General features: G+C 61.7%; 26 protein-coding genes. 14 read left to right on the top strand and 12 right to left on the bottom strand.

Going from position 1 to position 25804, the window contains the following annotated elements; translation table 11 throughout:
• The first annotated feature begins 57 nt into the window (after positions 1-57).
• The 5 genes from AAC077_RS13775 (at position 58) to AAC077_RS13755 (ending at position 4377) form a co-directional block, all read left to right on the top strand.
• On the top strand, positions 58-1089 hold the full coding sequence (locus AAC077_RS13775; RefSeq protein ID WP_339770538.1) for a PAS domain-containing protein: 1032 nt from the start codon (positions 58-60) through the stop codon (positions 1087-1089).
• Between the two features lie 122 nt (positions 1090-1211).
• Complete coding sequence (locus tag AAC077_RS13770; RefSeq protein WP_231033174.1) at positions 1212-2087, top strand: S-methyl-5'-thioadenosine phosphorylase; 876 nt, start codon at positions 1212-1214, stop codon at positions 2085-2087.
• 15 nt (positions 2088-2102) lie between these two features.
• Entirely contained in the window at positions 2103-3359 is a 1257-nt protein-coding gene (locus tag AAC077_RS13765; protein ID WP_339770534.1) for a DoxX-like family protein, read from the top strand.
• Positions 3359-3823, top strand: a complete 465-nt coding sequence (locus AAC077_RS13760) for a DUF2269 domain-containing protein (RefSeq protein ID WP_339770532.1) — start codon at positions 3359-3361, stop codon at positions 3821-3823. Before AAC077_RS13765 ends, AAC077_RS13760 begins: the two co-directional genes overlap by 1 nt.
• Before the next feature lie 23 nt (positions 3824-3846).
• Positions 3847-4377, top strand: a complete 531-nt coding sequence (locus AAC077_RS13755; RefSeq protein WP_339770530.1) for an adenine phosphoribosyltransferase — start codon at positions 3847-3849, stop codon at positions 4375-4377.
• A gap of 69 nt (positions 4378-4446) precedes the next feature.
• Here AAC077_RS13755 and AAC077_RS13750 read toward each other — a convergent pair whose 3' ends face one another.
• The 11 genes from AAC077_RS13750 to coxB form a co-directional block, all read right to left on the bottom strand.
• The gene (locus AAC077_RS13750) at positions 4447-5862 is read right to left on the bottom strand and encodes an FAD-binding oxidoreductase (protein ID WP_339770528.1); all 1416 of its coding nucleotides are present in this window, start codon (positions 5860-5862) and stop codon (positions 4447-4449) included.
• A gap of 39 nt (positions 5863-5901) precedes the next feature.
• Positions 5902-6726, bottom strand: a complete 825-nt coding sequence (locus AAC077_RS13745; protein ID WP_339770526.1) for an MBL fold metallo-hydrolase — start codon at positions 6724-6726, stop codon at positions 5902-5904.
• Between the two features lie 46 nt (positions 6727-6772).
• Positions 6773-7357, bottom strand: coding sequence for a GNAT family protein (locus AAC077_RS13740; protein WP_339770524.1), 585 nt, complete (start codon positions 7355-7357; stop codon positions 6773-6775).
• Positions 7357-8619 carry a pitrilysin family protein gene (locus AAC077_RS13735; RefSeq protein WP_339770522.1) on the bottom strand — a complete coding sequence of 421 codons (1263 nt, stop codon included), beginning with the start codon at positions 8617-8619 and terminating at the stop codon, positions 7357-7359. The genes AAC077_RS13740 and AAC077_RS13735 overlap by 1 nt, the downstream gene beginning before the upstream one ends.
• On the bottom strand, positions 8616-10004 hold the full coding sequence (gene thrC / locus AAC077_RS13730) for a threonine synthase (protein ID WP_339770520.1): 1389 nt from the start codon (positions 10002-10004) through the stop codon (positions 8616-8618). The genes AAC077_RS13735 and thrC overlap by 4 nt, the downstream gene beginning before the upstream one ends.
• On the bottom strand, positions 10001-10693 hold the full coding sequence (locus AAC077_RS13725) for an SURF1 family protein (RefSeq protein WP_339770518.1): 693 nt from the start codon (positions 10691-10693) through the stop codon (positions 10001-10003). Before AAC077_RS13725 ends, thrC begins: the two co-directional genes overlap by 4 nt.
• A gap of 116 nt (positions 10694-10809) precedes the next feature.
• A complete protein-coding gene (locus AAC077_RS13720; protein ID WP_339770516.1) occupies positions 10810-11616 on the bottom strand; it encodes a cytochrome c oxidase subunit 3 in 807 nt (268 codons plus the stop codon).
• A 10-nt stretch (positions 11617-11626) separates the two neighbouring features.
• Entirely contained in the window at positions 11627-12208 is a 582-nt protein-coding gene (locus AAC077_RS13715; RefSeq protein WP_339770514.1) for a cytochrome c oxidase assembly protein, read from the bottom strand.
• Positions 12205-12366: a cytochrome C oxidase assembly protein gene (locus AAC077_RS13710; RefSeq protein WP_339770512.1), complete on the bottom strand. Its 162-nt coding sequence runs from the start codon at positions 12364-12366 to the stop codon at positions 12205-12207. Before AAC077_RS13710 ends, AAC077_RS13715 begins: the two co-directional genes overlap by 4 nt.
• Positions 12366-13304, bottom strand: coding sequence for a heme o synthase (gene cyoE / locus AAC077_RS13705; RefSeq protein WP_339770510.1), 939 nt, complete (start codon positions 13302-13304; stop codon positions 12366-12368). Before cyoE ends, AAC077_RS13710 begins: the two co-directional genes overlap by 1 nt.
• A gap of 64 nt (positions 13305-13368) precedes the next feature.
• Positions 13369-14268, bottom strand: a complete 900-nt coding sequence (gene coxB / locus AAC077_RS13700) for a cytochrome c oxidase subunit II (protein ID WP_339770508.1) — start codon at positions 14266-14268, stop codon at positions 13369-13371.
• A 173-nt stretch (positions 14269-14441) separates the two neighbouring features.
• On the opposite strand from coxB, the gene tldD reads away from it, so the two are divergent.
• The 5 genes from tldD (at position 14442) to AAC077_RS13675 (ending at position 21363) form a co-directional block, all read left to right on the top strand.
• A complete protein-coding gene (gene tldD / locus AAC077_RS13695) occupies positions 14442-15863 on the top strand; it encodes a metalloprotease TldD (RefSeq protein ID WP_339770506.1) in 1422 nt (473 codons plus the stop codon).
• Between the two features lie 105 nt (positions 15864-15968).
• Positions 15969-17129 carry a DNA-processing protein DprA gene (dprA, locus tag AAC077_RS13690; protein ID WP_339770504.1) on the top strand — a complete coding sequence of 387 codons (1161 nt, stop codon included), beginning with the start codon at positions 15969-15971 and terminating at the stop codon, positions 17127-17129.
• Positions 17130-17239: 110 nt separating this feature from the next.
• Positions 17240-19906 carry a type I DNA topoisomerase gene (gene topA, locus AAC077_RS13685; protein WP_339770502.1) on the top strand — a complete coding sequence of 889 codons (2667 nt, stop codon included), beginning with the start codon at positions 17240-17242 and terminating at the stop codon, positions 19904-19906.
• A 129-nt stretch (positions 19907-20035) separates the two neighbouring features.
• Positions 20036-20740, top strand: a complete 705-nt coding sequence (locus AAC077_RS13680) for a CoA transferase subunit A (RefSeq protein WP_339770500.1) — start codon at positions 20036-20038, stop codon at positions 20738-20740.
• Entirely contained in the window at positions 20740-21363 is a 624-nt protein-coding gene (locus tag AAC077_RS13675; RefSeq protein ID WP_339770498.1) for a CoA transferase subunit B, read from the top strand. Before AAC077_RS13680 ends, AAC077_RS13675 begins: the two co-directional genes overlap by 1 nt.
• Positions 21364-21432: 69 nt before the next feature.
• Here AAC077_RS13675 and AAC077_RS13670 read toward each other — a convergent pair whose 3' ends face one another.
• Complete coding sequence (locus AAC077_RS13670; protein ID WP_339770496.1) at positions 21433-22227, bottom strand: transglycosylase SLT domain-containing protein; 795 nt, start codon at positions 22225-22227, stop codon at positions 21433-21435.
• A 376-nt stretch (positions 22228-22603) separates the two neighbouring features.
• Here AAC077_RS13670 and AAC077_RS13665 point away from each other — a divergent pair, with 376 nt between their 5' ends.
• The 4 genes from AAC077_RS13665 to AAC077_RS13650 all read left to right on the top strand — a co-directional run bounded on the left by AAC077_RS13665 (position 22604) and on the right by AAC077_RS13650 (position 25790).
• Positions 22604-22786 carry a hypothetical protein gene (locus tag AAC077_RS13665; protein ID WP_028954655.1) on the top strand — a complete coding sequence of 61 codons (183 nt, stop codon included), beginning with the start codon at positions 22604-22606 and terminating at the stop codon, positions 22784-22786.
• Positions 22787-22916: 130 nt separating this feature from the next.
• Complete coding sequence (locus AAC077_RS13660; protein WP_339770494.1) at positions 22917-23081, top strand: hypothetical protein; 165 nt, start codon at positions 22917-22919, stop codon at positions 23079-23081.
• 214 nt (positions 23082-23295) lie between these two features.
• Complete coding sequence (gene cpaB, locus AAC077_RS13655; RefSeq protein WP_339770492.1) at positions 23296-24153, top strand: Flp pilus assembly protein CpaB; 858 nt, start codon at positions 23296-23298, stop codon at positions 24151-24153.
• A 203-nt stretch (positions 24154-24356) separates the two neighbouring features.
• Positions 24357-25790: a type II and III secretion system protein family protein gene (locus AAC077_RS13650; protein WP_339770490.1), complete on the top strand. Its 1434-nt coding sequence runs from the start codon at positions 24357-24359 to the stop codon at positions 25788-25790.
• Positions 25791-25804 lie beyond the last annotated feature (14 nt).

Below are 25804 nucleotides of genomic sequence, written 5' to 3'. Positions count from 1 at the left end.
ATTAGAATGCGGCGCGGCATTGGTCGCAAATTATTATTGATCTAGTGGACCTGCTACATGTCAGCCGACGACTCTGAAATTCTGCCCTCGACCCTTCTTTCCGCCGAAAACCTGCGCAGCAACGCCGTTTTTGCCCATGCGATCCGTCACAGCCGCCTGCCGCTGTGCATCACCGATCCGTCGAAACCGGACGAACCCATCGTCTTTGCCAATCCTGCATTCGCCGATCTGACCGGATATGCGGAAGAGGATTTTATCGGAAAGAACTGCCGTTTTCTGCAAGGCCCCGAAACGACACAGGAAAGTGTCGAACAGATCCAAGAGGCCCTGCGCACGGACAGTGTGACGATGGTCGAGATTGTGAATTATCGCAAGTCGGGCGAGAAATTCATCAATGCCCTTCAGATTGGCCCCGTCTTCGACGACGCTGGCAACCTGATTTTTCACTTCGGTTCGCAGATGGACGTGTCGACCGCGCGGGAAAAAGAACGCCAGATGGCCGCGTTGAAAACCAACGAGCTGCTGCACCGGTTGAAGAACATCGTCAACGTAATGACCGTCGTGATCGAGATGACAGGCCGGTCGGCCACCAATACCGCCGAATACAGCAAACGGATTGCCGAGCGCTTGCGCGCATTGGGCCAGGCCCACTTTGCCACATTCTCCCACGACGAACCCAAGGTTCTGCATCTGGATGAACTGGCCAAGATGCTTTTGGTCGCCTATGCGCCGCTGGGCGAAGAACAGGTCCGCGTTAACGGTGACACCGTCATTGTCCCCGACCAATACATGACCGTGATCACGCTTTTGTTGCACGAACTTGCGACCAATGCGGTGAAACACGGCAGCCTGAGCGTTGAACAGGGTGTCGTCGACCTGACATGGGACACCAACGACCCCGCGGCCCTGAACCTGCGTTGGAAAGAAACAAACGGCCCCGCCGTCAGCCAGCCAACCCGCGAAAGCGGCTCAAAGATTGTCAGCTCGCTGGTCAGGGCTTCGGGCGGCACGCTGACCTTTGACTGGCGGGCCGAGGGTCTGGTTGCGGACCTTACGCTGCCTTTGGTGGGCAAAGCGCCGGCCGCCTAGGCCTGCGTAAAGCAGCGGGGACCGATCCTGTCAGGCCGGTTGCAGGTACATCACCCCCTTGCAGCCCCTCCCCGACACGTTAGTCTGCGGCCCATCGCACCTCCTGAACAAAGGCCGCTTCCATGACCCCAACCCGCATCGCCGTCATCGGCGGCTCTGGCATTTACGACATAGACGGGCTGAAAGACGCCAAGTGGGTTCAGGTCGCAACCCCCTGGGGCAAGCCGTCGGACCAGATCCTGACCGGCACGCTGGACGGTGTCGAAATGGCGTTTCTGCCGCGTCACGGGCGCGGTCATGTGCACACGCCCACTTCGGTCCCCTACCGCGCCAATATCGACGCACTGAAACGGATCGGCTGCACCGATGTGATCAGCGTGTCGGCCTGCGGGTCGTTCCGCGAGGAAATGGCGCCCGGTGATTTTGTCATCGTCGACCAGTTCATCGACCGCACCGTGAACCGCGACAAGACGTTTTTTGGCACCGGCTGCGTCGCCCACGTCAGCGTCGCCCACCCCACCTGCCCGCGCCTGTCCGACGCCTGCGAAACAGCGGCGCGCGATGCGGGGATCAATGTGCATCGTGGTGGCACCTATCTGGCGATGGAAGGGCCGCAGTTCTCGACCCTGGCCGAAAGCCGCATGTACCGCGAAAGCTGGGGGGCGGACGTGATCGGCATGACCAATATGCCCGAGGCGAAACTCGCCCGCGAGGCCGAGCTGTGTTACGCGTCGGTTGCGATGATCACCGACTATGACAGTTGGCACCCCGACCATGGCGAAGTGGACGTGACACAGATTATCGCCACCCTGACCGGCAACGCCGACAAGGGCCGCAATCTGGTGTCGCGCCTGCCCGCGCTGTTGGGGGCCGAACGCGCGCCCTGCCCGCACGGCTGCGACCGCGCGCTGGAATACGCGATCATGACCGCCCCCGAAGCCCGCGACCCCGAGCTGGTGGCCAAGCTGGATGCCGTAGCCGGTCGGGTTCTGTCCTAACCAAAGGTCCGCGAGATGCGCCGACACGTTCTGATCCTCGGCGCTGATGGATTTATCGGCCGCCACATCGCTTTTGCCGCCCGCCGTGCGGGCTGGCAGGTGACGGCGCACGCCCGCAATCCGGCAGCATTGAAGCACATGGGGTTCGACACCCTGCGTGCGGACCTGACCGATCCGGCAACCCACGACCCGGCGTTCTGGCAGCCGGTGCTGGCGGGGGGCGTGCATGTGATCAACGCCGCCGGTGTGCTGAACGGCCCTGATGCCACCCTGCATGCGGTTCATGTAACGGCCCCTGCGGCCGTCTATGCCGCTTTGGACCCCGGCGCGCGGGGTGTCTTGATCTCGGCCATCGGGATCGAGGCCGATACCCCCTTTGCCCGCCACCGCCGCGACGGCGAGGCCGCAGCACCCCAGACCATCACCATATTGCGCCCCGGGTTGGTGCTGGGGCAAACCTCTTACGGTGGGTCGTCGCTGGCCCGCGCGCTGGCGGCATTGCCCTTGGTGACGCCGGTGGTGGGCAAGGGCGACCAGCCGTTCAACCCGATCCACGCCGACGATCTGGCGGCGATTGCGCTGCACAGCCTTGAGACCCCGCCGCCGCCTGGTCCGCATGTGGTGGGCGGCCCCGAGACCGTGACGCAAAAGCAGATGCTGCGCGCCCTGCGCGGCTGGATGGGTCTGCGCCCTGCGATCCCCCTGCGTCTGCCCCGCCCTCTGGCCCGCCTGATGGGCACCGTGGGGGATGCCATGCGCCTCGGCCCGATCTCTCGTACCGCCGTCGACCAACTGTCCCAAGGCGTGCACGCCCCCCACGCGCTGACCGAGGGCCCGCAGCCCCGCGCCTTCTCGGACATCCTGCACGCCCAACCCTGCGGCACCCAAGACCTGTGGCACGCACGCCTGTACCTGATGCGCCCCGTGCTGCGGCTGGTGCTGGCGGCGTTGTGGCTGGTGTCGGGTCTGATTGGCCTGACCCTTCCCGCAGCACAGTTCCTGCCGCTGGTGCCAGAGACCCTGCCCGATACGCTCTTGATCGTGATGGCACGTGCCGGAGGCCTTGCCGATCTGGCCATCGCCGCCGCATTGCTGCGCGGTTGGCGGCCACGGCTGATGACGGCTGTGCAGTTTGGGATGATTGCCGCCTATACCGTCGCCTTCACCGCATTGAACCCCGCGTTATGGTTGCTGCCCTTGGGTGGTCTGTTAAAGAACGTCCCGCTGCTGGCCCTGATCGGCATCGCCGCGATTGTGGAAAGAGAACGCTGATGGACGCCTACCTGACCGCCAAATGGTTGCACATCCTGTCGTCCACCGTGCTGTTCGGCACCAGCATCGGCACGGCGTTCCAGATGGTCTGGGCGATGCGCAGCAACAATCCCGTGGTGATTCACCGCACTGCGTCAGGCGTGGTGGTGGCCGACTGGCTGTTCACAACCCCCGCTGGGCTGATCCAGCCACTGACCGGCCTGTGGCTGATCCATCTGCAAGGTTATCCCCTGACCGAGCCGTGGCTTTTGCTGACCTATGCGCTGTATGCCGTGGCCTTTGTCGCATGGGTGCCCGTTGTCGGCTTGCAAATCCGCATCCGCAACCTGACCGCCGCCGCGACGGCGGTGCCGGACGCCGCCCGCCGCGCCTTTCGCATCTGGTTTGCCCTTGGTTGGCCTGCCTTCCTTGCGCTGATCGCCATCTTCTGGCTTATGGTCCACAGACCGCCACTGTGGGGCTGATCCCCTTAACAACGGAAATCCCCATGAAAACCGTCCAGGACTACATCCGCACCATCCCCGATTTCCCGCACGAGGGGATCATGTTCCGCGATGTCACGACGCTGTTTGCCGACCCGCGCGGCTTTCGCATGGCCATCGACCAGATGCTGCACCCCTATGCAGGGCTGCAAATCGACAAGGTCGTGGGACTGGAAGCCCGCGGTTTCATTCTGGGCGGTGCCATCGCGCACCAATTGTCCAAGGGGTTCGTCCCGATCCGCAAAAAGGGCAAGCTGCCCGGCGCCACCATCGAACAGGCCTATACGCTGGAATACGGCGAGGCGGTGGTCGAAATCCATGATGACGCCATTCAAGCCGGCGAAACCGTTCTGATCGTTGACGACCTGCTGGCCACCGGCGGCACCGCCGAGGCGGGGATCAAGCTGATCGAGCGTCTGGGTGGCAAGATCATCTCGTGCAGCTTTATCATCGACCTGCCCGATCTGGGCGGCCGCGCCAAGCTGGAAGCGATGGGCATGGATGTGCAGGCGCTGTGCGCCTATGCGGGCGACTGAGCCCCCTTCATCTTGCCCGCAAAACTCCGGGGTGAGGCGCGCTGGCGCCGAGGGGCAGCGCCCCTGTGCCTACCCGCGCAGCACGGCACCCGGGTTCATGATCCCCGCAGGGTCCAGTGCCGCCTTGATCGCGCGCATTGCCGCCAGCTTGACCGGATCGCCATAGCGTTCTAGATCGCCCACTTTCAGCCGCCCGATGCCGTGTTCGGCGCTGACCGATCCACCCAGTTCGTGCACCAGATCGTGCACCGCCTGTTTGATCCCGTCCCGCTCGGCCAGATGGTCCGCCTTGGTCTTGCCCTGCACGGGAAACACGTTGAAATGCAGATTTCCGTCACCGACGTGGCCAAAGCAGTTGATGCGAAAGTCGCCCAAGGCCTTGATGCGCGCATTGGCCTGGGTGATGAATTCGGCCAGTGCGCCCAGCGGCACCGAAATGTCGTGACTGCTGATCGCGCCGATGCGCCGGTTGGCTTCGGGGATGTGTTCGCGCACGGACCAGAAGTCGTCTGACTGGGCTTGCGATTGGGCGATGATGCCGTCGCTGACCAATGCTTGCTCGGCCCCTGCCACAAACAATGTCTCCAACGCCTCGGTCGGGTTCTGCCCCGCCGACAGGCCGACCTCGACCAGCACGCACCATTCGGGCGGCGTGTCCCACGGGCGGCGGACGTCGGGCAGCTTTTCGGCCAGGAAATCCATGCCTTGCCGGTGCATCAGCTCGAACGCGCTGATCGCGTCGCCCAGCAATTCGCGGCCCAACGTCAGCAGCTTCAACGCCGCCGCGGGGCTTTCGACCACCAGCATCGCGGTGCCGCTGTGCGCGGGGCGTGGCGACAGTTTCAGCGCAGCGGCTGTGATGATGCCCAGCGTGCCCTCGGCCCCGATCAGCAGGTGGCGCAGATCGTAACCGGTGTTGTCCTTGCGCAGGCGGCTTAGCCCGTTCCAGATGCTGCCGTCGGGCAGCACCGCCTCAAGCCCCAGACACAGATCGCGCGCATTGCCATAGCGCAGCACGCCGGTGCCGCCTGCATTGGTGCTCAGGTTGCCACCGATCCGCGCGGTGCCTTCGGCAGCCAGCGACAGCGGGAACAACCGGCCCGCCTGCGCTGCGGCTGCCTGCACATCGGCCAGAATCACACCTGCCTCGACAATCGCCACGTTTTCGTCCGGGTAGACCGCGCGCACCGCGTTCATCCGCTCAAGCGACAGGATCAGCGGCACGGGGCCATCCGCGATAACCTGCCCGCCGACCAGCCCCGTGCCGCCACCATAGGGGACGATCCCGATGCGGTGCTGGGCGCACAGGCGCACAATCACAGCCACCTCGTCAGCGCTGCGCGGCAGGGCCAAAAGGGTGTCTTGCCCCTGATACCGCCCGCGCGGTTCTTCCAGATAGCGGCTTTCGGCGCGGCGAAAGCGGTCGGCGGGCAAGGCAGCGGTCAGCAGCGCTTCGGTCTGGGCAGTGAGTGAGGTCAATGTCATGGCCGCACCATCCTGCCACAGCGGCGCAATGGCAAGCCCCTAGCGGCGCAACCATTCCGGGCGCAGCACCATGATGGTGGGCCGTGACGGCAGGCGGTCGCGCGACACCTGCAAGGCGGGGCCACCCACCTCGACCACGGCGAATTCATCCGCCATGCCGGTCAGAAAATCATCCAGCGTATAGTCCGAGAACCAATGCATCGGCAGCACCACCGACGACTTCAGCCGCTTCAGCACGCGGGTCATCGTGGGCAGGTCCAGCGTCATGCCGCCGTCAATCGGTGCCATCACCACATCCAGCCGCCCAATCGCCGCATATTGCGCGGCGTCCGGTTCGTGGTGCAAATGCCCCAGATGGCCAATGCACAGGCCTGCCATCTCGAACACAAAGATCGAATTGCCCTTGGGTTCGCTGCCACCATACTGGCTGCGGATGTCGGTCGACACATTGCGCACCAGCACTTCGCCCAGATCGACGTGATGGTCGATCCCCACCCCGAAGGGCCCCCAGCCGTTCAGGGTGTGGGCGATGGCCGGATCTGGAAACGCCGTCCAATGGGTGTCGTGAGCGTGGTTCATCGTGACAACGTCGGGGATCATCGGCACGTTGCCAATGTAGCCGGTGAAATCGGTGACCATGTTCAGCCCGCCGTGGCTGCGGATCAGAAAACTGGCGTGGTCGATATAGTGGATCAGCACCGTCTCGTTCGGCACATCGGCGTCATAGCTGGCCATCTGGACGAAGGCCGCGCCGTCAATGGCATCCGCCAACGCGATGCAATGGCTGGGCGTGCGCGTGGCCTGGGCCTGGGCCTGCGCCGTCCCTGTCATCAGTGTCAAAGCTGTCAGCAGTCGGATCAACATGATGGTCACCCTTGTGACCCTCAGTCTAGCGCATCCTGCGCCAAAGTCATCCTGCGTCGGTGCGCCCGCGACGGTCGTGGCGCAAGGATGCGTACAAAACGTGCGTTCGCCAGCGTCCGTCAATTTGCAGATAGGACTGTGCGACGCCCTCGTATTTGAAACCGGACTTTTCCAGCAACCCGCGCGACGCGGCGTTTTCGGGCAGGCAGGCCGCTTCGATCCGGCTAAGGTCCTGACGGGTAAAGGCATAGTGCACCACCGCCTCGATGGCTTCGCGCATATAGCCCTTGCGCGCGAACATCTGGCCCGTCCAATAGCCCAGCGTGCCGGCCTGCGCGGGCCCACGGCGGATGTTGTCCAGGGTGATCGCGCCCACCAGCACCTCGTCCGAACGCCGGATCAGGAACAGTGGCAACGCCGAGCCGTTGGAGATGGACCGCTGCGCCCAGTACACGCGGTTGGTAAACGCCTTGCGCGACAAATGATCATCGGCCCAGCCGGGTTCCCACGGGGTCAGGTAGTCTTTGGAATGCGCCCGCAACGCCGCCCAGGGGCGGAAATCTGCATGGATCGGCGGCCGCAGCGTCAGGCGCTCGGTCTCGATCCGCAGTTTCCGCTTGGACAGCAACATCAGGCGACCCGGCGCTCCTGCAAGGCGTCCAGCGTGGGGGCTGTATCAACCGGCCCATACAGTGCCAGCGCCGCAGGGGCAGTGGCCGCGATATGTTCCGCAAACTCGCGTACGTCGCCGGTGGTGACCGCATCAATGCGCGCAATGGTTTCTTCCAGCGGCGGCACGCGGTCCCAGATCTGCACCAATCGGGCCAGACGTTCGGCGCGGCTGGACGGGCTTTCCAGTCCCATCAGCAATCCGGCTTTCATCTGGGCGCGGGCGCGGGCGACTTCGGCCGGGTTCATGTCGGAGGCCGCACGCTTCATCTCGTCGATGGTGATCTGCGACAGTTCAGCCACCTGATCGCCGCTGGTGCCCGCATAGACGGTCATCATACCAGTGTCGTCATAGGCCCCTGCCTGCGCAAAGATCGAATAGCACAGGCCACGGTTTTCGCGCACTTCCTGGAACAACCGCGAAGACATGCCGCCACCCAAGGCGCTTGCGTAAATCTGCGCGACATAGATTTCTTCGTCGCGGTAGCCGGGGCTTTCGAACGCCAGCGCGAAATGCGCCTGCTCCAGATCCTTGACCTGACGCACCTCACCGCCGCGGAACTTTGCGGGGGCCAGTTTGAAGGCAGGCGTCGGGACCATGCCGCCGAACATTTCCTCGGCCAGTTTGACGATACTGTCGTGGTCCACCGCGCCTGCCGCCGACAGGATCATTTCCTCGGGGCCGTAATGCTGGGCCACGAACCTGGCCAGATCCCTGCGACTAAACGCTTCGATCCGCTCGGTCGGGCCCAGGATGGTGCGCCCGATGGGCTGTTCGGGATAGGCCTGCGCCTGCAACCAGTCAAAGATTACGTCGTCGGGCGTATCCAGCGCCTGACCGATCTCTTGCAGGATCACGCCACGCTCGATCTCGATCTCGTTCTTGTCAAAGGACGGGTTCAGCAGGATGTCCCCGATCACGTCCAGCGCCAGCGGCACATCCGCCTCAAGCACCCGTGCGTAATAGGCGGTGACCTCGCGGCTGGTGTAGGCGTTGATATAGCCGCCCACGTCTTCTATCGCCTCGGCGATTTGCAGGGCACTGCGTTTGGCCGTGCCCTTGAACGCCATATGCTCCAGAAAATGCGCGATGCCGTTCTGTTTGGGCGTTTCGTGCCGGCCACCGGCATTGACCCAGATCCCGATAGACGCCGAGGCCAGCCCCGGCATGTGTTCGGTCACGATGCGAAAGCCGTTGGCAAGGCGGTGCTGTTGCAAGCTCACTGTGCGATGTGTCCCTTGATATGGTCCTTGAGCGCGGCAAGGTCGTTGGCCACCCGCGTCACCCGTTCCGCGCGTTCATAGAGGTCTTCCATGCGCGGGGGAAGGGGGGGATGGATGCCGCTGGCCTTCTCGACCGCATCGGGGAACTTTGCCGGATGGGCGGTGGCAAGCGTGATCATCGGCGTGCCCGATACGCGGTGTTCATTGGCCACTTTCACACCCACAGCCGAATGCGGGCACAGCAGCTCAGTGCTGTTTTTCAGCGTGGCGGCAATGGTGGCGTTGGTTTCATCCTCGGACGCGCGGCCGCTGTCGTAATGCTCTTGCAGGGTTTCCATTGCGCCCTGGCTCACGTCGAAACCGCCCTCTTTCAGCTCATCCATCAGTTGCGCCACGGCCTTGCCGTCACGTCCATAGGCGTCGAACAGCGCGCGTTCAAAGTTGGACGACACCTGAATGTCCATCGACGGGCTGATCGACGGGACGGTGTCGCCCTTGTGATAGCCCTGCCCTTTCAGGCAGCGGTCCAGAATGTCGTTCTGGTTGGTCGCCACCACCAGCCGGTCGATGGGCAGGCCCATGCGTTTGGCAATGTAGCCTGCAAAGATGTCACCAAAGTTGCCGGTGGGCACGGTAAAGCTGACCTTGCGGTGCGGCGCGCCGACGGACACGGCGGACGAGAAGTAATAGACCACCTGCGCCAGCACGCGGCCCCAGTTGATGCTGTTGACGCCCGCCAGTTTCACCGCATCGCGGAATTCGAAATCGTTGAACATATCCTTCAGCCGTGCCTGACAGTCGTCAAAGTCGCCATCGACAGCCAGCGCGTGCACGTTGCTTTCGCTGGGTGTCGTCATCTGGCGGCGCTGCACTTCGGAAATGCGGCCATGCGGGTACAGGATGAAGACATCGACATTGTCCAGCCCGCGAAACGCCTCGATCGCGGCAGAGCCTGTGTCGCCGCTGGTGGCGCCCACGATGGTCACCCGTTCACCGCGCCGTGTCAGGGCGGTCTGGAACAACTGGCCGATCAGTTGCATGGCAAAGTCCTTGAATGCCAGCGTCGGGCCGTGGAACAGTTCCAGCAGGAAATGCCCCTGATCCAGTTGCACCAGTGGCGCGCGGGCGGCGTGGCCGAACCCGGCATAGGCGCGGTCGATACAGCCGCGGAATTCGGCGTCGCTGAACGTTTCGCCCACGAATGGGCGCATCACGCGAAAGGCGATCTCTTCATAGCTCTGGCCTTCCATTGCGGCAATGTCGTCATGCGACAGCGTCGGGATCTCGGACGGCACATACAGGCCGCCGTCACGGGCCAGACCTGTCAGCATGGTGTCTTCGAATGTCAGCTCGGGCGCTTTGCCACGGGTCGAGATATATTTCACAAGTTGGGCCTTTCTGGTCGGCGGCGGCTGCCGCGCAGGGCAAAAACAAGGGTCATCGCAGCCCAGATCAGGGCCAGCGAGAACCAAGTGATGGCGTATTGCAAGTGATCGTTGGGAATGCCCGCAGTGTCCACAGGCAAAGGTGTGACCGGCCCGTCCGGCAGTGACGTTTCGCGGGCCACCACCAGCAGGGGGTCCGCATTCAGGGCCTGCGCCATCGCGGGCAGGTCGCGGGCGAACCAGATGTTCTCTTTCAGGTCAGGCGCGGGCGTAAAGCTGTCGATTTCCTGGGGCCAGTGCAGGTTGCCCGTTACGGTCACCTTGCCTGCGGGTGCTGTGACCGCGTCACGCTCTTCCAGCCGCACGAAACCCCGGTCGATCAACACGCGACGGCCCGCATCGGTCTGCATTGGCGCGATCACACGGTACCCCGCGCCGATCTGCTTTTGGCTGACCAGCACATAGATCACCTGATCGTCGTAGGTGCCGGTCACGGCAACAGGCAGGTATTTGTCGGCCACAGGATCAGGATCGACAGGCAATGCCACAGAATCAGCGGAAATACGGGCCGTAATGTCGGCCAGCACCGCCTGTTTCCAGGCCAGCCGCTGGACCTGCCAGACGCCCAGCGAAATCAGGACAGCGGCGCCGCCCAAGCCGATACCGATCAGAAACAGAATACGTCCCATGCCCGTCTTTCAATCCTGTCTTTCGCTGCCCGATGGAATGACAAAAGGCGCGAGGTTCACCACGCGCCTTTCGGGTTTTAGGGATTTGCTGGCGATGTGCAACCAGACCCGGCTGATTAGCTGGGCACGCCCCACATGTAGACGGCGAAGAACAGGAACAGCCAGACAACGTCCACGAAGTGCCAGTACCATGCAGCCGCTTCGAAACCGACGTGGCGTTCGGGGGTAAAGTGCCCCTTCATCGCGCGGATCAGGCAGACCAGCAGGAAGATGGTGCCGATAATCACGTGAAAGCCGTGGAAACCAGTGGCCATGAAGAAGTTGGAATAGAACTCGTCAGCGCCGAATTCCCAGCCTTCGTGCAGCAGGTGCGCGTATTCATAGGCTTGCAGCGCGGTAAAGGCGACGCCCAGCACGATCGAGATGGCCAGACCAGTCACCAGATCCTTGCGATTGTTTTCGTGCACCAACGCGTGGTGCGCCCATGTCACAGCACAGCCCGACAGCAGCAGGACCAGCGTGTTGATCAGCGGCAGATGCAGCGCGTCAACCGGAACGATGAAGGGAGGCGTATAACCCGAACCAATATATTCCTCCATCGGATAGAGCGCATGTTTGAAGAACGACCAGAACCAAGCCGAAAAGAACATGACTTCGGACATGATGAACAGGATAAAGCCATAGCGCAGGCCGATGCGCACCACCGGCGTGTGATCGCCAGCGTGGCTTTCTTCGACCACTTTGGACCACCATGCGAACATCACATAAAGGACGCCCGCGAATCCTGCGAGAAACACAAATGGTGTGATGCCGTGCATCCAAAGCACGCCGCCAAACAGCATGATAAAGGCAGCTACTGCGCCCAGAAGCGGCTCGATCGACGGAGCCAGAATGTGATAGTCATGGTTCTTGGCATGGGCCATGTTCAGTCCCTCAGTTCAGGTTGGTATCGTTGCTGTCCACATCGAGGGCGGCATAGCCTTCGGGCAGATCAATTTCATAGAATGTATAGCTCAGCGTGATCGTATGCACGTATTTTGCATCGCGGTCATCGACAATCTCGGGGTCGACGAAGAAAGTCACAGGCATCTGCACCCGCTCGCCGGGTTGCAGAATCTGTTCCTCAAAGCAGAAACACTGGATCTTGTTGAAGAACCCGCCCGCCGAATAGGGCGTCACGTTATAGCTGGCCGATCCGGCAATCGGGTGGTCGGTCGGGTTATAGGCCTCGTAAAACGCCAGCGCCGTTTCCCCGATGCGCAGTTTCATCTTGGTTTCGACCGGCTTGAATTCCCACGGCATTTCGCTGTCGACCGAAGCGTCGAACCGGATGGTGATTTCCTGATCCAGAATGTGATCCACGCCCTCGGCAACTTGGCCCGGCGTGCCGCCAAAACCGGTGACACGGCAGAACCAGTTGTAGAACGGCACCGATGCCCACGACAAACCACCCATAATCAGCACAACGCCGACCAGTTGAACGACTGTACGCTGTGGCCCCTGAAGACGTTTCATTTCAACGCCTCCGCGCGCGGCACTTCGAAATCACCGCTGGTCACCTTGGCAAAGGTCAGCGCCAGCACCAGCACCACAAACCCTGCCAGCAACAGGCCAACGCCCAGGTTCCGACCACGGCGGCGGCCATGAATCTCGTGTTCTGCCTTGATCGCCATCACCAGCCTCCAATACCCGAGCTGCGCAACAGCGCCTCGGCCATGATCGCACCGAAATGCAGGAACAGATACAGCAGCGACAGCTTGAAGAACGACTTCTCAACGGCATAGCCATCAGCTTCGGCATCCGCTTCGTCACGGCGCCAGATTGCAACGGCCCCTTTCAGGAACAGCCCGTTCAGGATGACGGCGGTGGTCAGATAAATCAGCCCGCCAATCGACGTGAACGCGGTGCCCACAGCCAGAACCGCCAGAACAACGGTATAGGCCAGGATATGTTTGCGCGTGGTCCGGCGTCCGTGCGTCACGGTCAGCATCGGCACGCCCGCATCGTCGTAATCCGACTTCATGAACAGCGCCAGCGCCCAGAAGTGCGGCGGTGTCCAGATGAAGATCAGCGCGAACATCAGCCATGCCTCGACCGACATGGACCCGGTGGCCACAACCCAGCCGATCACCGGCGGAAAGGCCCCCGCCGCGCCACCGATCACGATGTTCTGCGGGGTCGAGCGTTTCAGCCACATCGAATAGATCACGGCATAAAAGAAAATGGTGAACGCCAGCAAACCGGCGGCCAGAAAGTTGGCAGACAGCGCCAGCATCATCACCGAAAGGCCCGACAGCGCGACGCCAATACTCAGCGCCTCGCCCGGCTGGACCTTGCCTGCGGGAATGGGGCGGTTGGCCGTGCGCTTCATGATGTGGTCGATGTCGGCATCCCACCACATGTTCAGCGCGCCCGAGGCCCCTGCCCCGATGGCGATAAACAGGATCGACGCAAAGCCGACAACCGGGTTCACCCCGACGGGTGCCGCCAACATGCCGACCAATGCGGTAAACACGACAAGCTGCATCACGCGCGGCTTCATCAGCGCGAAATAATCGCCAAAGGACGCTTCGGCCTCAAAGGCCTGTGGCTGGCTGCTGATGTCGGTCATTTGGCTCTCACGTATCATGTGAAGTCAGGAAAGGCGGGGAACGAGACGCCCCCGCCCTGTTGGCTTACTTCGAAGCGATCTGGAAGCTTTTCGGCATCGGCAGGCTTGCGAATTCTTCGCGGGCCGTTTCCAGCCATGCGGCATAGGCCTCTTCCGAGACGACCTTGACGGTGATCGGCATATAAGCGTGGTTGATGCCGCACAGTTCGGAACACTGGCCAAAATAGACGCCTTCACGCTCGGCCTTGAACCACAATTCGGCCAGACGTCCGGGCACGCCGTCTTGTTTGACGCCAAAGGCAGGCATCGCCCACGAGTGGATCACGTCCGCACCGGTTACCTGCATCACGACGATCTTGCCCACGGGGACAACAACCGCATTGTCGGTGGCCAGCAGGAATTCGTCCTTGGAATAACCCGCGTCGATCAGTTGCTGCTCGACCTCGGGGGTCATCATGTTCTGACCGCCGGTCGCCGGAGCGCCGATCATGTAGCTGGAGAATTCAATGCCTTCGTCCACATAGGAATAGTCCCAGTACCACTGGTAACCGGTCACCTTGATGGTCAGGTCGGCGTCTGGAATTTCCTGCTGCTTGAACAGGATCGGCAACGAGAACGCACCGATGAACACCAGAATCACGATGGGAATCACAGTCCATGCGATTTCGATCGGGGTGTTGTGTGTGAAGCCGGCCGGTTTCGGGTTGCGACGGGCGTTGTAGCGGATACTGACCCAGGCCAGCAGGCCAATCACAAACAGCGAAATCGCGCTAATGATGATCAGCAGCATGTGGTCCAACCACTGCAAATCACGCGCCAGTTCGGTCACGGCGGGCTGAAAGCCCATAAGGCCGTCGCGCGGAGCGCCCACGATTTCAAGGTTGTCCTGCGCCATCGCTGGCAGTGCGGCGGTGGCGGCAAAAAGGCCGGAAACAAGGCCTTTGATCGAGAAATGCTTGGTCATGTATCGTCCTGATCTTGTGATCGCTGTTGGGCGCGGGGAACGGACAAAGCAAACTGCGCTTTCGCCTCCCGTTGTATTACCCGCGCTTACAATCATATTCTATCTGCAAGATAAAGCCATTCTTACCGCGTCAAAGAGACGCCATCACCTAAAAAAATCAGGATCAGCCCCCAATGACCGATGCCCCATTTACCCCGTTTGACACTCTGCTGGACCGTGAAGAGGCACTGAAGGTGCTGCGCGCGGCCACTGACGGGGCTGATGACGGCGAGCTTTTTCTGGAACGCCGCCGGTCCGAGGCACTGGTGTTCGACGACGGACGTCTAAAGACCGCCAGCTACGATGCGTCCGAAGGATTCGGGCTGCGCGCGGTGCGGGGTGAAGTTGCCGGATATGCCCATTCTACCGAGCTTTCGGTGGCTGCGCTGAAGCGCGCGAGCGAGACCGCACGGCTGGCGGTGGGCGATGGCGGCGGCACATGGGCCGACGCGCCACAGGCCACCAACACGCGTCTTTATACCGACGAAGATCCGATTGCCGGTGCTGCCTTTCCGGTCAAACTGGACACATTGCGCGAAATCGACTCATTCGCCCGCGCTTTGGACAAACGGGTGGTGCAGGTGTCGGCCACCATCGCGGCGTCCTTGCAAGAGGTTGAAATTTTGCGCCCCGAAGGTGGATCGGTGCGCGACGTGCGCCCGATGACCCGCGTAAACGTGTCGGTGATCGTCGAACAGAACGGCCGCCGCGAATCAGGCACGGCAGGTGGTGGCGGGCGTGTGGGCCTTGATGGCCTGCTGGACCCGGCCGACTGGCAGACCAAAGCACGCGAGGCCCTGCGGGTGGCTGTGGTCAATCTGGATGCGGTGCCGGCCCCTGCGGGTGTGATGGACGTGGTGTTGGGCCCCGGCTGGCCCGGTATTCTGCTACACGAGGCCATCGGCCACGGGCTTGAGGGCGATTTCAACCGCAAAGGATCGTCAGCCTTTGCCGGGTTGATGGGCCAGCGCATTGCCGCCCCCGGCGTGACAGTCCTGGACGACGGCACCATCCCCGACCGGCGCGGGTCGATCACCGTCGACGACGAAGGCACCCCAAGCGCGCGCAATGTGCTGATCGAGGACGGCGTGCTGGTCGGCTATATGCAGGACCGGCAGAACGCGCGGCTGATGGGTGTGGCCCCCACCGGCAACGGACGGCGCGAAAGCTATGCGCATACACCGATGCCGCGTATGACCAACACCTATATGCTGGGCGGCAACGTGACACCGGGCGACATCGTGGCCGACCTGAAGGACGGCATTTATGCCGTGGGATTCGGTGGCGGCCAAGTGGACATCACCAATGGCAAGTTCGTGTTTTCCTGCACCGAAGCCTATCGCGTGCAAAACGGAGTGGTCGGCGCCCCGGTCAAAGGCGCGACCTTGATCGGAGATGGCGCCACTGCGTTGCAACAGATCCGCGCCATCGGCAACGATCCCGCACTTGACCCCGGCATGGGCAACTGTGGCAAGGCGGGGCAATGGGTGCCTGTGGGCGTAGGCCAACCGACGTTGATGATCGGCGGGCTGACCGTGGGCGGCAGCGGCGGCTGATTGCTGGCGGTACCTGAATTGTTTTTTGTCGGAACGGCGTTGATTCCTTCACGGGTTGTTAACCTCGTCACGGCATAACGCTTGTAGCAACAGGCGGAGCATCGGATGACTGATCGAGGATCATATCCTTCTTCCATTCACCCCCCACTCCTACCCACCCCGGAAGACGATTGGTTCCTTCGTCTCCGCCTGTTGCGATCTCGCCGGGTCGGCATCTCGACGTTCAACAGATTGCTGATCGAACACGGCACCGCGCAAAATGCGTTGGATGCGTTGCCGGAACTGGCGCGCGCTGCTGGTGTGGAAAACTACGCCCCTTGCCCCGTCGCCGTCATCGAGGCCGAGCTGAAAGCCGGCCAGACGGCCGGGGCAATTCTAATCTCGCAAACCGCGCCGGACTATCCCGACGCGCTGCGCGACCTGGCTGATGCGCCACCGTTCCTGTGGGCCATCGGTGATCTGTCAGTGCTGAAACGACCGATGGTCTCGATCGTCGGTGCGCGCAATGCCTCAAGCCTGGGAACACGCATGGCCAAATCGTTGGCACGCGATCTGGCCGATGCGGGCTATGTGATCGTTTCCGGTCTGGCGCGGGGCATTGATGCCGCCGCACATATGGCAGCATTGGACACCGGCACCGTCGCGGTTCAGGCCGGCGGTGTAGATATGATGTACCCCGCGGAAAACACCGATCTGGCGCTGGCCATTCCAGAACACGGCCTGCGGCTGTCAGAACAGCCCATGGGCCTGCAACCGATGGCGCGACATTTCCCCCCGCGCAACCGCATCGTCTCGGGTCTGGGCCGTGCGACAATCGTGGTCGAAGCTGCGGCAAAATCCGGCAGCCTGATCACCGCGCGCGATGCGCTGGACCAGGGCCGCGAGGTGCTGGCCGTGCCCGGCAGCCCGCTGGATGCACGCGCCTCGGGCTGTAACATGCTGATCCGTGACGGGGCCACGCTGGTCCGCAATGCCGCAGATGTGATCGAAGCGCTTTCGCCGATGGCCCCCCGGACGCCCGTGCTGCCGATGGACCTGCCGCACACACCGCCACCACAAGCACCGCGCGACCGGCGCACTTTGCGTGAAACCGCCGCCCTGCACAGCCAGATCCTGAACCGTCTGGGCCCTGCACCGCTGGCCGAGGACCAGTTGATCCGCGACATTGCCGCCGCCCCGTCTGATGTGGCCCCGGTTCTGCTGGAACTTGAACTGGACGGACACATCGAACGCAGCCCCGGCGGGCTGCTGACACGCCCCAATTAGGGGCCATCACAACGCCCTCAAGCGATGGCATGTTGACATTCAAGGCTTGCACCCCACATCTAGCGCCGCCATAGACGCCCAAGTTTTACTGTCCCCGAGGTGCATCATTCATGCCAGTCGTCGTCGTCGAATCTCCGGCTAAGGCCAAGACAATCAACAAATATCTTGGTGACAACTACACCGTTCTGGCCTCTTACGGCCATGTTCGGGACCTGCCCCCCAAAGACGGTTCCGTCGACACCGAGCATGATTTCGAGATGCTTTGGGAGATTGGCAGCGACAGCAAGAAGCACGTCAAAGCCATTGCCGACGCCCTGAAAGACGACAACGAACTGATCCTCGCAACTGACCCCGATCGCGAGGGCGAGGCGATCAGTTGGCACCTGCAAGAGGCGCTGACCAAGCGCAAGTCGATCACCAAAAGCACCCCGGTGTCGCGGGTTGTGTTCAACGCGATCACCAAGACCGCCGTGACCGAGGCGATGAAAAACCCCCGTCAGGTCGACATGCCGCTGGTCGAGGCCTATCTGGCCCGCCGCGCGCTGGACTATCTGGTGGGCTTTAACCTGTCGCCGGTTCTGTGGCGCAAGCTGCCTGGTGCAAAATCGGCGGGCCGCGTGCAATCGGTCTGTCTGCGGCTGATCACCGAGCGCGAGATGGAAATCGAAGCGTTCCGTGCCCGTGAATACTGGTCGGTCAAGGCGCTGCTGGCGACCCCGCGCGGACAGGAATTCGAGGCGCGTCTGACCACGCTGGCCGGCAAAAAGCTGGACCGCTACGACATTGAAAACGGCACACAGGCCGAAATGGCCGTGCAGGCGATCACCAGCCGCGATCTGAAGGTGCAGTCGGTCGAGGCCAAGCCCGCCAACCGCAACCCGTCTGCGCCCTTCATGACATCGACCCTGCAACAGGAAGCCAGCCGCAAATTCGGCATGGGTGCGCGCCAGACCATGAGCGCCGCACAGCGTCTGTATGAAGCGGGCTATATCACCTACATGCGGACCGACGGCATCGACATGGCCCCCGAGGCCGTGCAGATGGCGCGCGACGCGATCAAGGACCGTTACGGCGCCGAATATGTGCCCAGCAGCCCGCGTGTTTACAAGAACAAGGCAAAAAACGCCCAGGAAGCGCACGAATGTATCCGCCCGACCGAGATGACGCAGGACGTGGACGCGCTGAAAATCAGCGATGGCGACCAGCGCAAACTGTATGATCTGATCTGGAAACGCACGCTGGCCTGTCAGATGGAAAGCGCGCGACTGGAACGCACCACCGTCGATGTGGGCAGCCAGGACGGTCAGGTGATGCTGCGCGCCACCGGTCAGGTCGTGCTGTTTGACGGTTTCCTCAAAGTCTACGAGGAAGGCCGCGACGATGACGTGACGGATGACGACGACAAGCGCCTGCCGCAAATCAGCGAAGGCGACAAGATGGACAAGCGCGCCGTCACGCCCGAACAGCATTTTACCCAGCCGCCGCCCCGCTACACCGAGGCGACATTGGTCAAGCGTATGGAAGAGCTGGGCATCGGCCGCCCGTCGACCTACGCCAGCATTGTCACCACGATTCAAGACCGTGAATACGTCCGCAAGGACAAGAACCGCCTGATCCCCGAAGACAAGGGCCGGTTGGTGATCGCGTTCCTTGAAAACTATTTCCGCAAATACGTGGGCTATGATTTCACCGCCTCGCTCGAGGAAGAGCTGGATGATGTGAGCGCAGGGGATCGCGATTACAAATCGGTTCTGGCGACCTTCTGGCGCGATTTCTCGGCCGCCGTGGCCGAAACGTCCGACTTGCGGATCACCGAGGTTCTGGAAAAGATCAACGAGGTTCTGGAGCCGCATCTGTTCCCGCCCACCGAAGACGGCACCGACCCGCGCCTGTGCCCCAACTGCGGCAATGGCCGTCTGTCGATGCGCACGGCTCGTTCGGGCGGCGCATTCATCGGCTGCTCGAACTATCCCGAATGCCGCTACACCCGCGCCTTTGGCCCTCCCGGTGCCGAAGACACGGGCGGCATCCCGCCCGAAGGCAAGACATTGGGCGAAGACCAGGGTGACAAGATTTACGCGTTCAAAGGGCGCTTTGGCCCCTATGTGCAGCGCGGCGAGGTCACGGACGACAACAAGAAACCGCCGCGCCAGTCGATCCCCAAGGACTGGCCGCCCGCCGATGTCGATCTGGGTCAGGCGCTGCAATTGCTGTCGCTGCCCCGCCTGGTCGGTCCCCACCCCGAGGATGGCATCAGCGTCTGGGCCAACATCGGGCGCTACGGCCCCTATCTGAAACACGCCGAAAGCACATCCGAGCGCGGCGGCACCAACGCCAACCTTGAAGGCATCGACGAGGTCTGGACCGTGGGCATGAACCGCGCCGTGCAGCTTTTGGCCGAAAAGGTCGCCTCGCGCGGGGGGCGTGGCGTGGCCGCCAAGCCGATCCGCGAACTGGGCGAGCACCCCGATCAGGGCGGACCGGTCAACATCATGAAGGGCAAGTATGGCCCCTATGTGAAATGGGAAAAGGTCAACGCGACGATCCCCAAAGAGGTCGAGCCTGACGACCTGACGATGGATGCCGCCGTTTTGCTGATCGAGGAAAAGCTGGCCAAATCCCCGGCCAAGCGCAAAGCAGCCCCCAAGAAGAAACCCGCTGCTAAAAAGCCCGCAGCAAAAAAAGCTGCTGCGAAAAAGCCTGCCGCAAAGAAGCCTGCCGCTAAAAAACCTGCGGCAAAATCTGCGGCCAAATCTACGGACGACGACAAAGCTTAAGCACATCGCGACACCGCTGCGCAAAATGCGCCCGGTGTCGCCCACGCCCCCTTGCGAACTGCCGGGTCTTGTTGACACCACGGCGACCTAAGGTCAGAACTCTCAGGACACTGACACAAGGGGATATTCATGAAAAAAGTCTATGGCTCTGCCGCCGAGGCGCTGGATGGCGTTCTTTCGGATGGCATGTTGATCGCGGCAGGGGGCTTTGGCCTGTGCGGCATCCCCGAACTGCTGTTGCAGGCCATCAAAGAGGCCGGCACCAAGAACCTGACTTTTGCGTCCAACAACGCCGGCGTCGATGATTTCGGCATCGGCATCCTGTTGCAGACCAAGCAGGTGAAGAAGATGATTTCGTCCTATGTCGGCGAGAACAAGGAATTCATGCGCCAGTATCTGGGGGGCGAGCTTGAGCTGGAATTCAACCCCCAAGGCACCTTGGCCGAGCGTATGCGCGCTGGCGGCTCTGGCATCCCCGGTTTTTACACAAAAACCGGCGTCGGCACCCAGATCGCCGAGGGCAAGGAAGTGAAAACCTTTGACGGCGAGGATTACATCCTGGAACGCGGCATCGTGGCCGACCTGTCCATCGTCAAAGCGTGGAAAGCCGACGACACCGGCAACCTTGTGTTCCGCAAGACGGCCCGCAATTTCAACCCGCCCGCCGCCATGTGCGGCAAGGTCTGCATCGTCGAGGTCGAGGAAATCGTACCGCGCGGGTCGCTGGACCCCGACAGCATCCATTTGCCCGGCATCTATGTGCACCGCATCATTCAGGGCGAACACGAGAAGCGCATCGAACAACGCACCACCCGCCCGCAGGAGGAAAAGTAATGCCTTGGGATCGCAACCAGATGGCCGCGCGCGCGGCTCAAGAGCTAGAAGACGGCATGTATGTGAACCTCGGGATCGGCATTCCGACGCTGGTGGCCAACTATGTCGGCGACAAGGACATCACCCTGCAATCCGAAAACGGGATGCTGGGCATGGGTCCCTTTCCGTTTGAAGGTGAAGAAGACGCCGACCTGATCAACGCGGGCAAGCAGACCATCACCGAGTTGTCGCGCACGGCCTATTTCGACAGCGCCATGTCGTTCGGTATGATCCGTGGCGGCAAGATTGCCGCCGCGATTCTGGGCGCCATGGAAGTGGCCGAAAACGGCGATCTGGCGAACTGGATGATTCCGGGCAAGCTGGTCAAGGGCATGGGCGGCGCGATGGATCTGGTCGCGGGCGTGGGACGTGTGATCGTGGTCATGGACCATCAGAACAAGGCCGGCGAATCCAAAGTGCTGAAAGAATGCACGCTGCCGCTGACCGGCAAGGCCGTGGTGGATCGCATCATCACCAACCTTGGCGTGCTGGATGTGGTCGAGGGCGGTCTGAAGATCGTGGAATGCGCCGACGGCGTCACCGAGGACGAGCTGCGCGCAGCGACCGAGGCGACCATCGTCTGAAACTGCGCCCAAAAGGGCCGTATACTATAGTAAGGGGGGCCGCACGTGGCCCCCTTTTGCGTTTGTGGATCAGTTCATCGCCGCAAAGACGCATCCGTCGCTGATCAGTTGCGGCGGCGTCAGGCACAAGCCACGGGCGACCTGAAAGGCCGCCAGCACCTTGGGCACGTAATCGCGGGTCTCGGCAAAGGGCGGCACGCCCGCATGGGTCTGCACCGACCCCTCGCCCGCATTATAACCTGCCAGCACCAGAATCGGATCGTGGTCGAACCGGCCCATCAGCCAGTCCAGATATTGCACCCCGCCGCGAATGTTCTCGGCGGCCACCAGGCTGTTGGCCACACCAAAGCGCGCGGCGGTGTCGGGCATCAGTTGCATCAACCCTTGGGCACCCGCACGGCTGACCGCATCAGGTTTGCCCGCGCTTTCCACAGTCATCACCGCCAGCACCAGCGCGGGGGACACACGGGTGCCGATGGTCGATTTCAAAATCTCGACACCTTGGGCCTGCGCGATTCCCTGCATCTGCTGCAAACGCGGTGCGGCCACCCCGCCTGCGCTGATCGCGGCCATGGCCTCTTCCAGACGCCCCGGCCCCGCCTGCGCCAGATCGGGCGAGATTTTCTCCCAGAACCAGTCGTAAGACCCCTTCGCTGTCTGGGGGGCTTTGGGGGTCGCTGTGGGTTTGGGCGCCGCAACCGCCACTTCGGTCGGGTCAATCTGGATCGTGATCCGCTTTTTCGTACCGGCGGCGGGCGGTTTCACCCGCTTGGCCTGGAAATCAGGAAAGGGTGCGGGCGATTCTGACCACGCAGGCGCACAGGCCAAAGCCGCCCCCAACAGGGAAATCGCAAAAAAACGCATGTCAGGACCTGCTCTCGTGTCCGGCTATTGTTGATTATTTTGCCTATCCTTGCAGAAAACCGGACAGCAAACCAGAAAATCAGCCCCCAAACATGGCCAAACCGCCACATTCTGTATGATTTGGATCACACAAACCGGGGTTTCAAAATTTCTTTGCGAACAGATTTGTTGTTTTTCAAAAGGTTAACCGATTGTTTCCACGCCAACCTTGAAAAACTTATTTTGTCCCGTTTCCCGCCCAATTCGCGCCCCATTCAGACAGCTATATAGCGTCATACCAAGTCGAACACGGGCCAATAGAGAGAGCGGCCCACACAGTGCAGACAAGGTTAACACAAACAAACTGATCCTTTGGAGGGACACTACGATGACAAAACTGACAAACTTCTTCAAGAACTTCCGCGCAAACGAAGCTGGTGCCGTGACCGTTGACTGGGTCGTGCTGACCGCCGCCGTTGTTGGCCTGGCCGTTGCCGCCTATACGTCGATCGAAACCGGCGCGTCGGACCTGACAGCAGACACCAACACATTCCTCGGCAAGCAAGACCCCAACCTGTAATAGGTTCGGTCTGACCGCTTAGGTCAAAAGACGCTAAGGCCGCGTCCTGCACGCAGGGCGCGGCCTTTTGCATTCGCCCATCCGGGCAAAATTTCATGCAACGAATAACAAGGTTATTTCTATGCGCAAAATGATCAACAGCATCCGTTCCGACGAAAACGGTGCCGTCACGGTTGACTGGGTCGTTTTGACCGCTGCCGTTGTCGCACTGGCCGTCGCCATCGTACTGGCACTGAAAAGCGGGGCGGCGGGCGTCTCCGCAGGAACCGGAACATTTTTGACGAACTTTTTCTAATTTCGCAAAAGACCGACGGACCGGGCCCACCACTACGAAAAGACGCCGCGCCTGAAACAGGTTGCGGCGTTTCGACCTTGGGTCGGATTGATCCAGTTGTCTTAACCTAGCCACCCACTGTCCGCGTTTTCGCCACATTGTTGCGATATCAGGGACAGCAACAAACAAGCGCACCGGACACTGGGGCGCGCCACATCGAACTAGAGGTAATCAGATGCGTGCTGTATTTGGACTGGTCCTGATTGTTGGCTTCGCCCTTGCGGGTGGCGCCGTCTACATGGCCAAAAACTATATCGGGGCCTATCAACATGAACTGGCCAAAGAACGCGCGGCGCGCGCCCAAGTGGTGCCCACCGTCGAAGTTTACGTCGCCGACCGCCAACTGAAATACGGCGAGCCGTTCACCGCCGAGGATGTGCGCACGGTCAACTGGCCGGTTAACGCCATTCCCGAAGGTGCCTTCACCGGCGACAATGTCCTGTGGCCCGAAGGCCAGTCCAACCAGCGTGTCGTTTTGCGCGCCATGGAAAAAGACGAAGCCATTTTGTCGGTCAAAGTGACAGAACCGGGCGAAGAAGCAGGCCTGACATCGCGTCTTGAACGCGGCATGCGCGCCTTTGCCATCAAGGTGGACGTGGCCAGCGGTGTTTCGGGCTTCTTGCGCCCCGGCGACCGCGTCGACGTGTACTGGACCGGCCAGGTGGGCCGCGAGCTGTCTTCGGAAAGCGGCGATGTCACCAAACTGATCGAGCCAGGTGTCAAGCTGATCGCCATCGACCAATCCGCCGCCGGTGATCTGGATGGCGCGGTCATTGCACAGACCGTGACTGTTGCGGTCAAACCCGCGCAGGTCGCAGCGCTGGCCCAGGCCCAATCGACAGGTCGGCTGGCGCTGTCTTTGGTCGGCGCGGATGACGACACGGTGGCCGGCGCAATCGAGATCGACCAGCGCACCTTGCTGGGCATCGAAACCAAGGAAGCCGCCGCCGAGGTGAAGGCTGCCGAGGTTTGCACCATCAAAACCCGCCGTGGCGCAGAGGTGGTCGAAATTCCGATCCCCTGCACCAACTGACCGCAAAGCCGCATGATTACATGATCTTACCCAAGGCCGCCCGTGACAGGCGGCCTTGGGCATTCTGGCTCTGTTGCCACTTATCCACATAAACCAAAGACGCGAAGGCGTTGATTCTTGCATAAAAAAGCAAACTGGCGCATGGTTCAGGCAATTCAGGGCACCAAGACCCTATCCAGGCGTGATCAAAAGGGCAGGTCACAATGACATTGAATAGTTTTCTCAAGGCGGCCCTTGTGGGCCTTACGCTGGCGGCTGCACCGCTGGCGCTGACACATTCCGCACAGGCAGACACGTTGCGCGTGGTCAAAAAGGGCACAGCCAGCACGCTGAACGTACCCATGAACCGCGCTGTGGTCGTTGAAAGTGACATCCCCTTTGCGGAACTCAGCATCGCCAACCCGGCGATTGCAGACATTTCGTCGCTGTCCGACCGCACCATTTATGTTCTGGGCAAGTCGCCGGGGCTGACCACGCTGACGCTGCTGGACGCCTCGGGACGATTGATCACCAACGTCGATGTGCGCGTCGCCGCGGACATCTCGGAATTCAAGGAACGCCTGCGGCAGATCCTGCCCGGCGAAAACATCGAAGTGCGCACCGCCAATGACGGCATCGTGCTGTCGGGCACCGTTTCGTCCACCCAACGTTTGCAACGGGCGCTGGATCTGGCATCGCGCTATGCCCCCGACCGCGTGTCCAACCTGATGAGCGTCGGCGGTGTGCAGCAGGTCATGCTGAAGGTGCGCTTTGCCGAAATGCAGCGGTCGGTGTCAAAATCGCTCAGCTCGTCGCTGGCGCTGAACGGCACCACGTTGGGCGGTGATCTGGGCATCAACGGCGGCACGGGCACAACCAACACATCCGGCGGCATCACCAATTCGCTGGGCGGCAGCGTTCCGGGGACAAACACCAATGCGGGCGCTATTCTGTTCGGCTTTAACGCAGGCTCGACCCAGGTTGGCATCCTTCTGGAAGCCCTTGAAACCAAAGGTGTTGTGCGCACGCTGGCCGAACCGAACCTCGTGGCGCTTTCGGGCCAAGAGGCGAAATTTCTCGCCGGTGGCGAATATCCCGTTCCGGTCAGCCAGGATGGCGGCACAATCACCGTCGAATACAAACCCTTCGGCATCGAGCTGAACTTTATCCCCCGCGTGGTGGACAAGGATCTGATCAACCTCGAACTTGAAGCTGCCGTATCGGCGATTGACCCGACCAACGGCTTTTCGGTCAACGGCTTCGAGATCGACGCCTTCACCCGTCGCGAAACCTCGACCACGGTCGAAATGCGCGACGGCGAAAGCTTTGCCATTGCGGGACTGCTGCAAGACGACTTTTCCGACAGCAACTCGCAGCTTCCGTGGCTGGGCGATGTGCCGGTTCTGGGCGCCCTCTTCCGCTCGGCCTCGTACCAGCGCAACCAGACGGAACTGGTGATCATCATCACCGCCCACTTGGTGACGCCGACACGCGGCGAAGCGTTGGCTTTGCCCACCGACCGGGTGCTTGCGCCGACTGAAAAGGATCTGTTCCTGAACGGCCGCGTGGCCGCCGGAACGCGGACGCCCAAAAAAGGGGCCGCAGGCGAAGTGGCCAAACAGGATTTCAGCGGCTCTTACGGCTATGTGATGGATTGATGCGATGCGAGGCC

It is taken from the genome of uncultured Pseudosulfitobacter sp., from assembly GCF_963976325.1.
Taxonomy (GTDB): Bacteria; Pseudomonadota; Alphaproteobacteria; order Rhodobacterales; family Rhodobacteraceae; genus Pseudosulfitobacter.
This window is presented reverse-complemented; position numbering and strand designations above follow the sequence as displayed.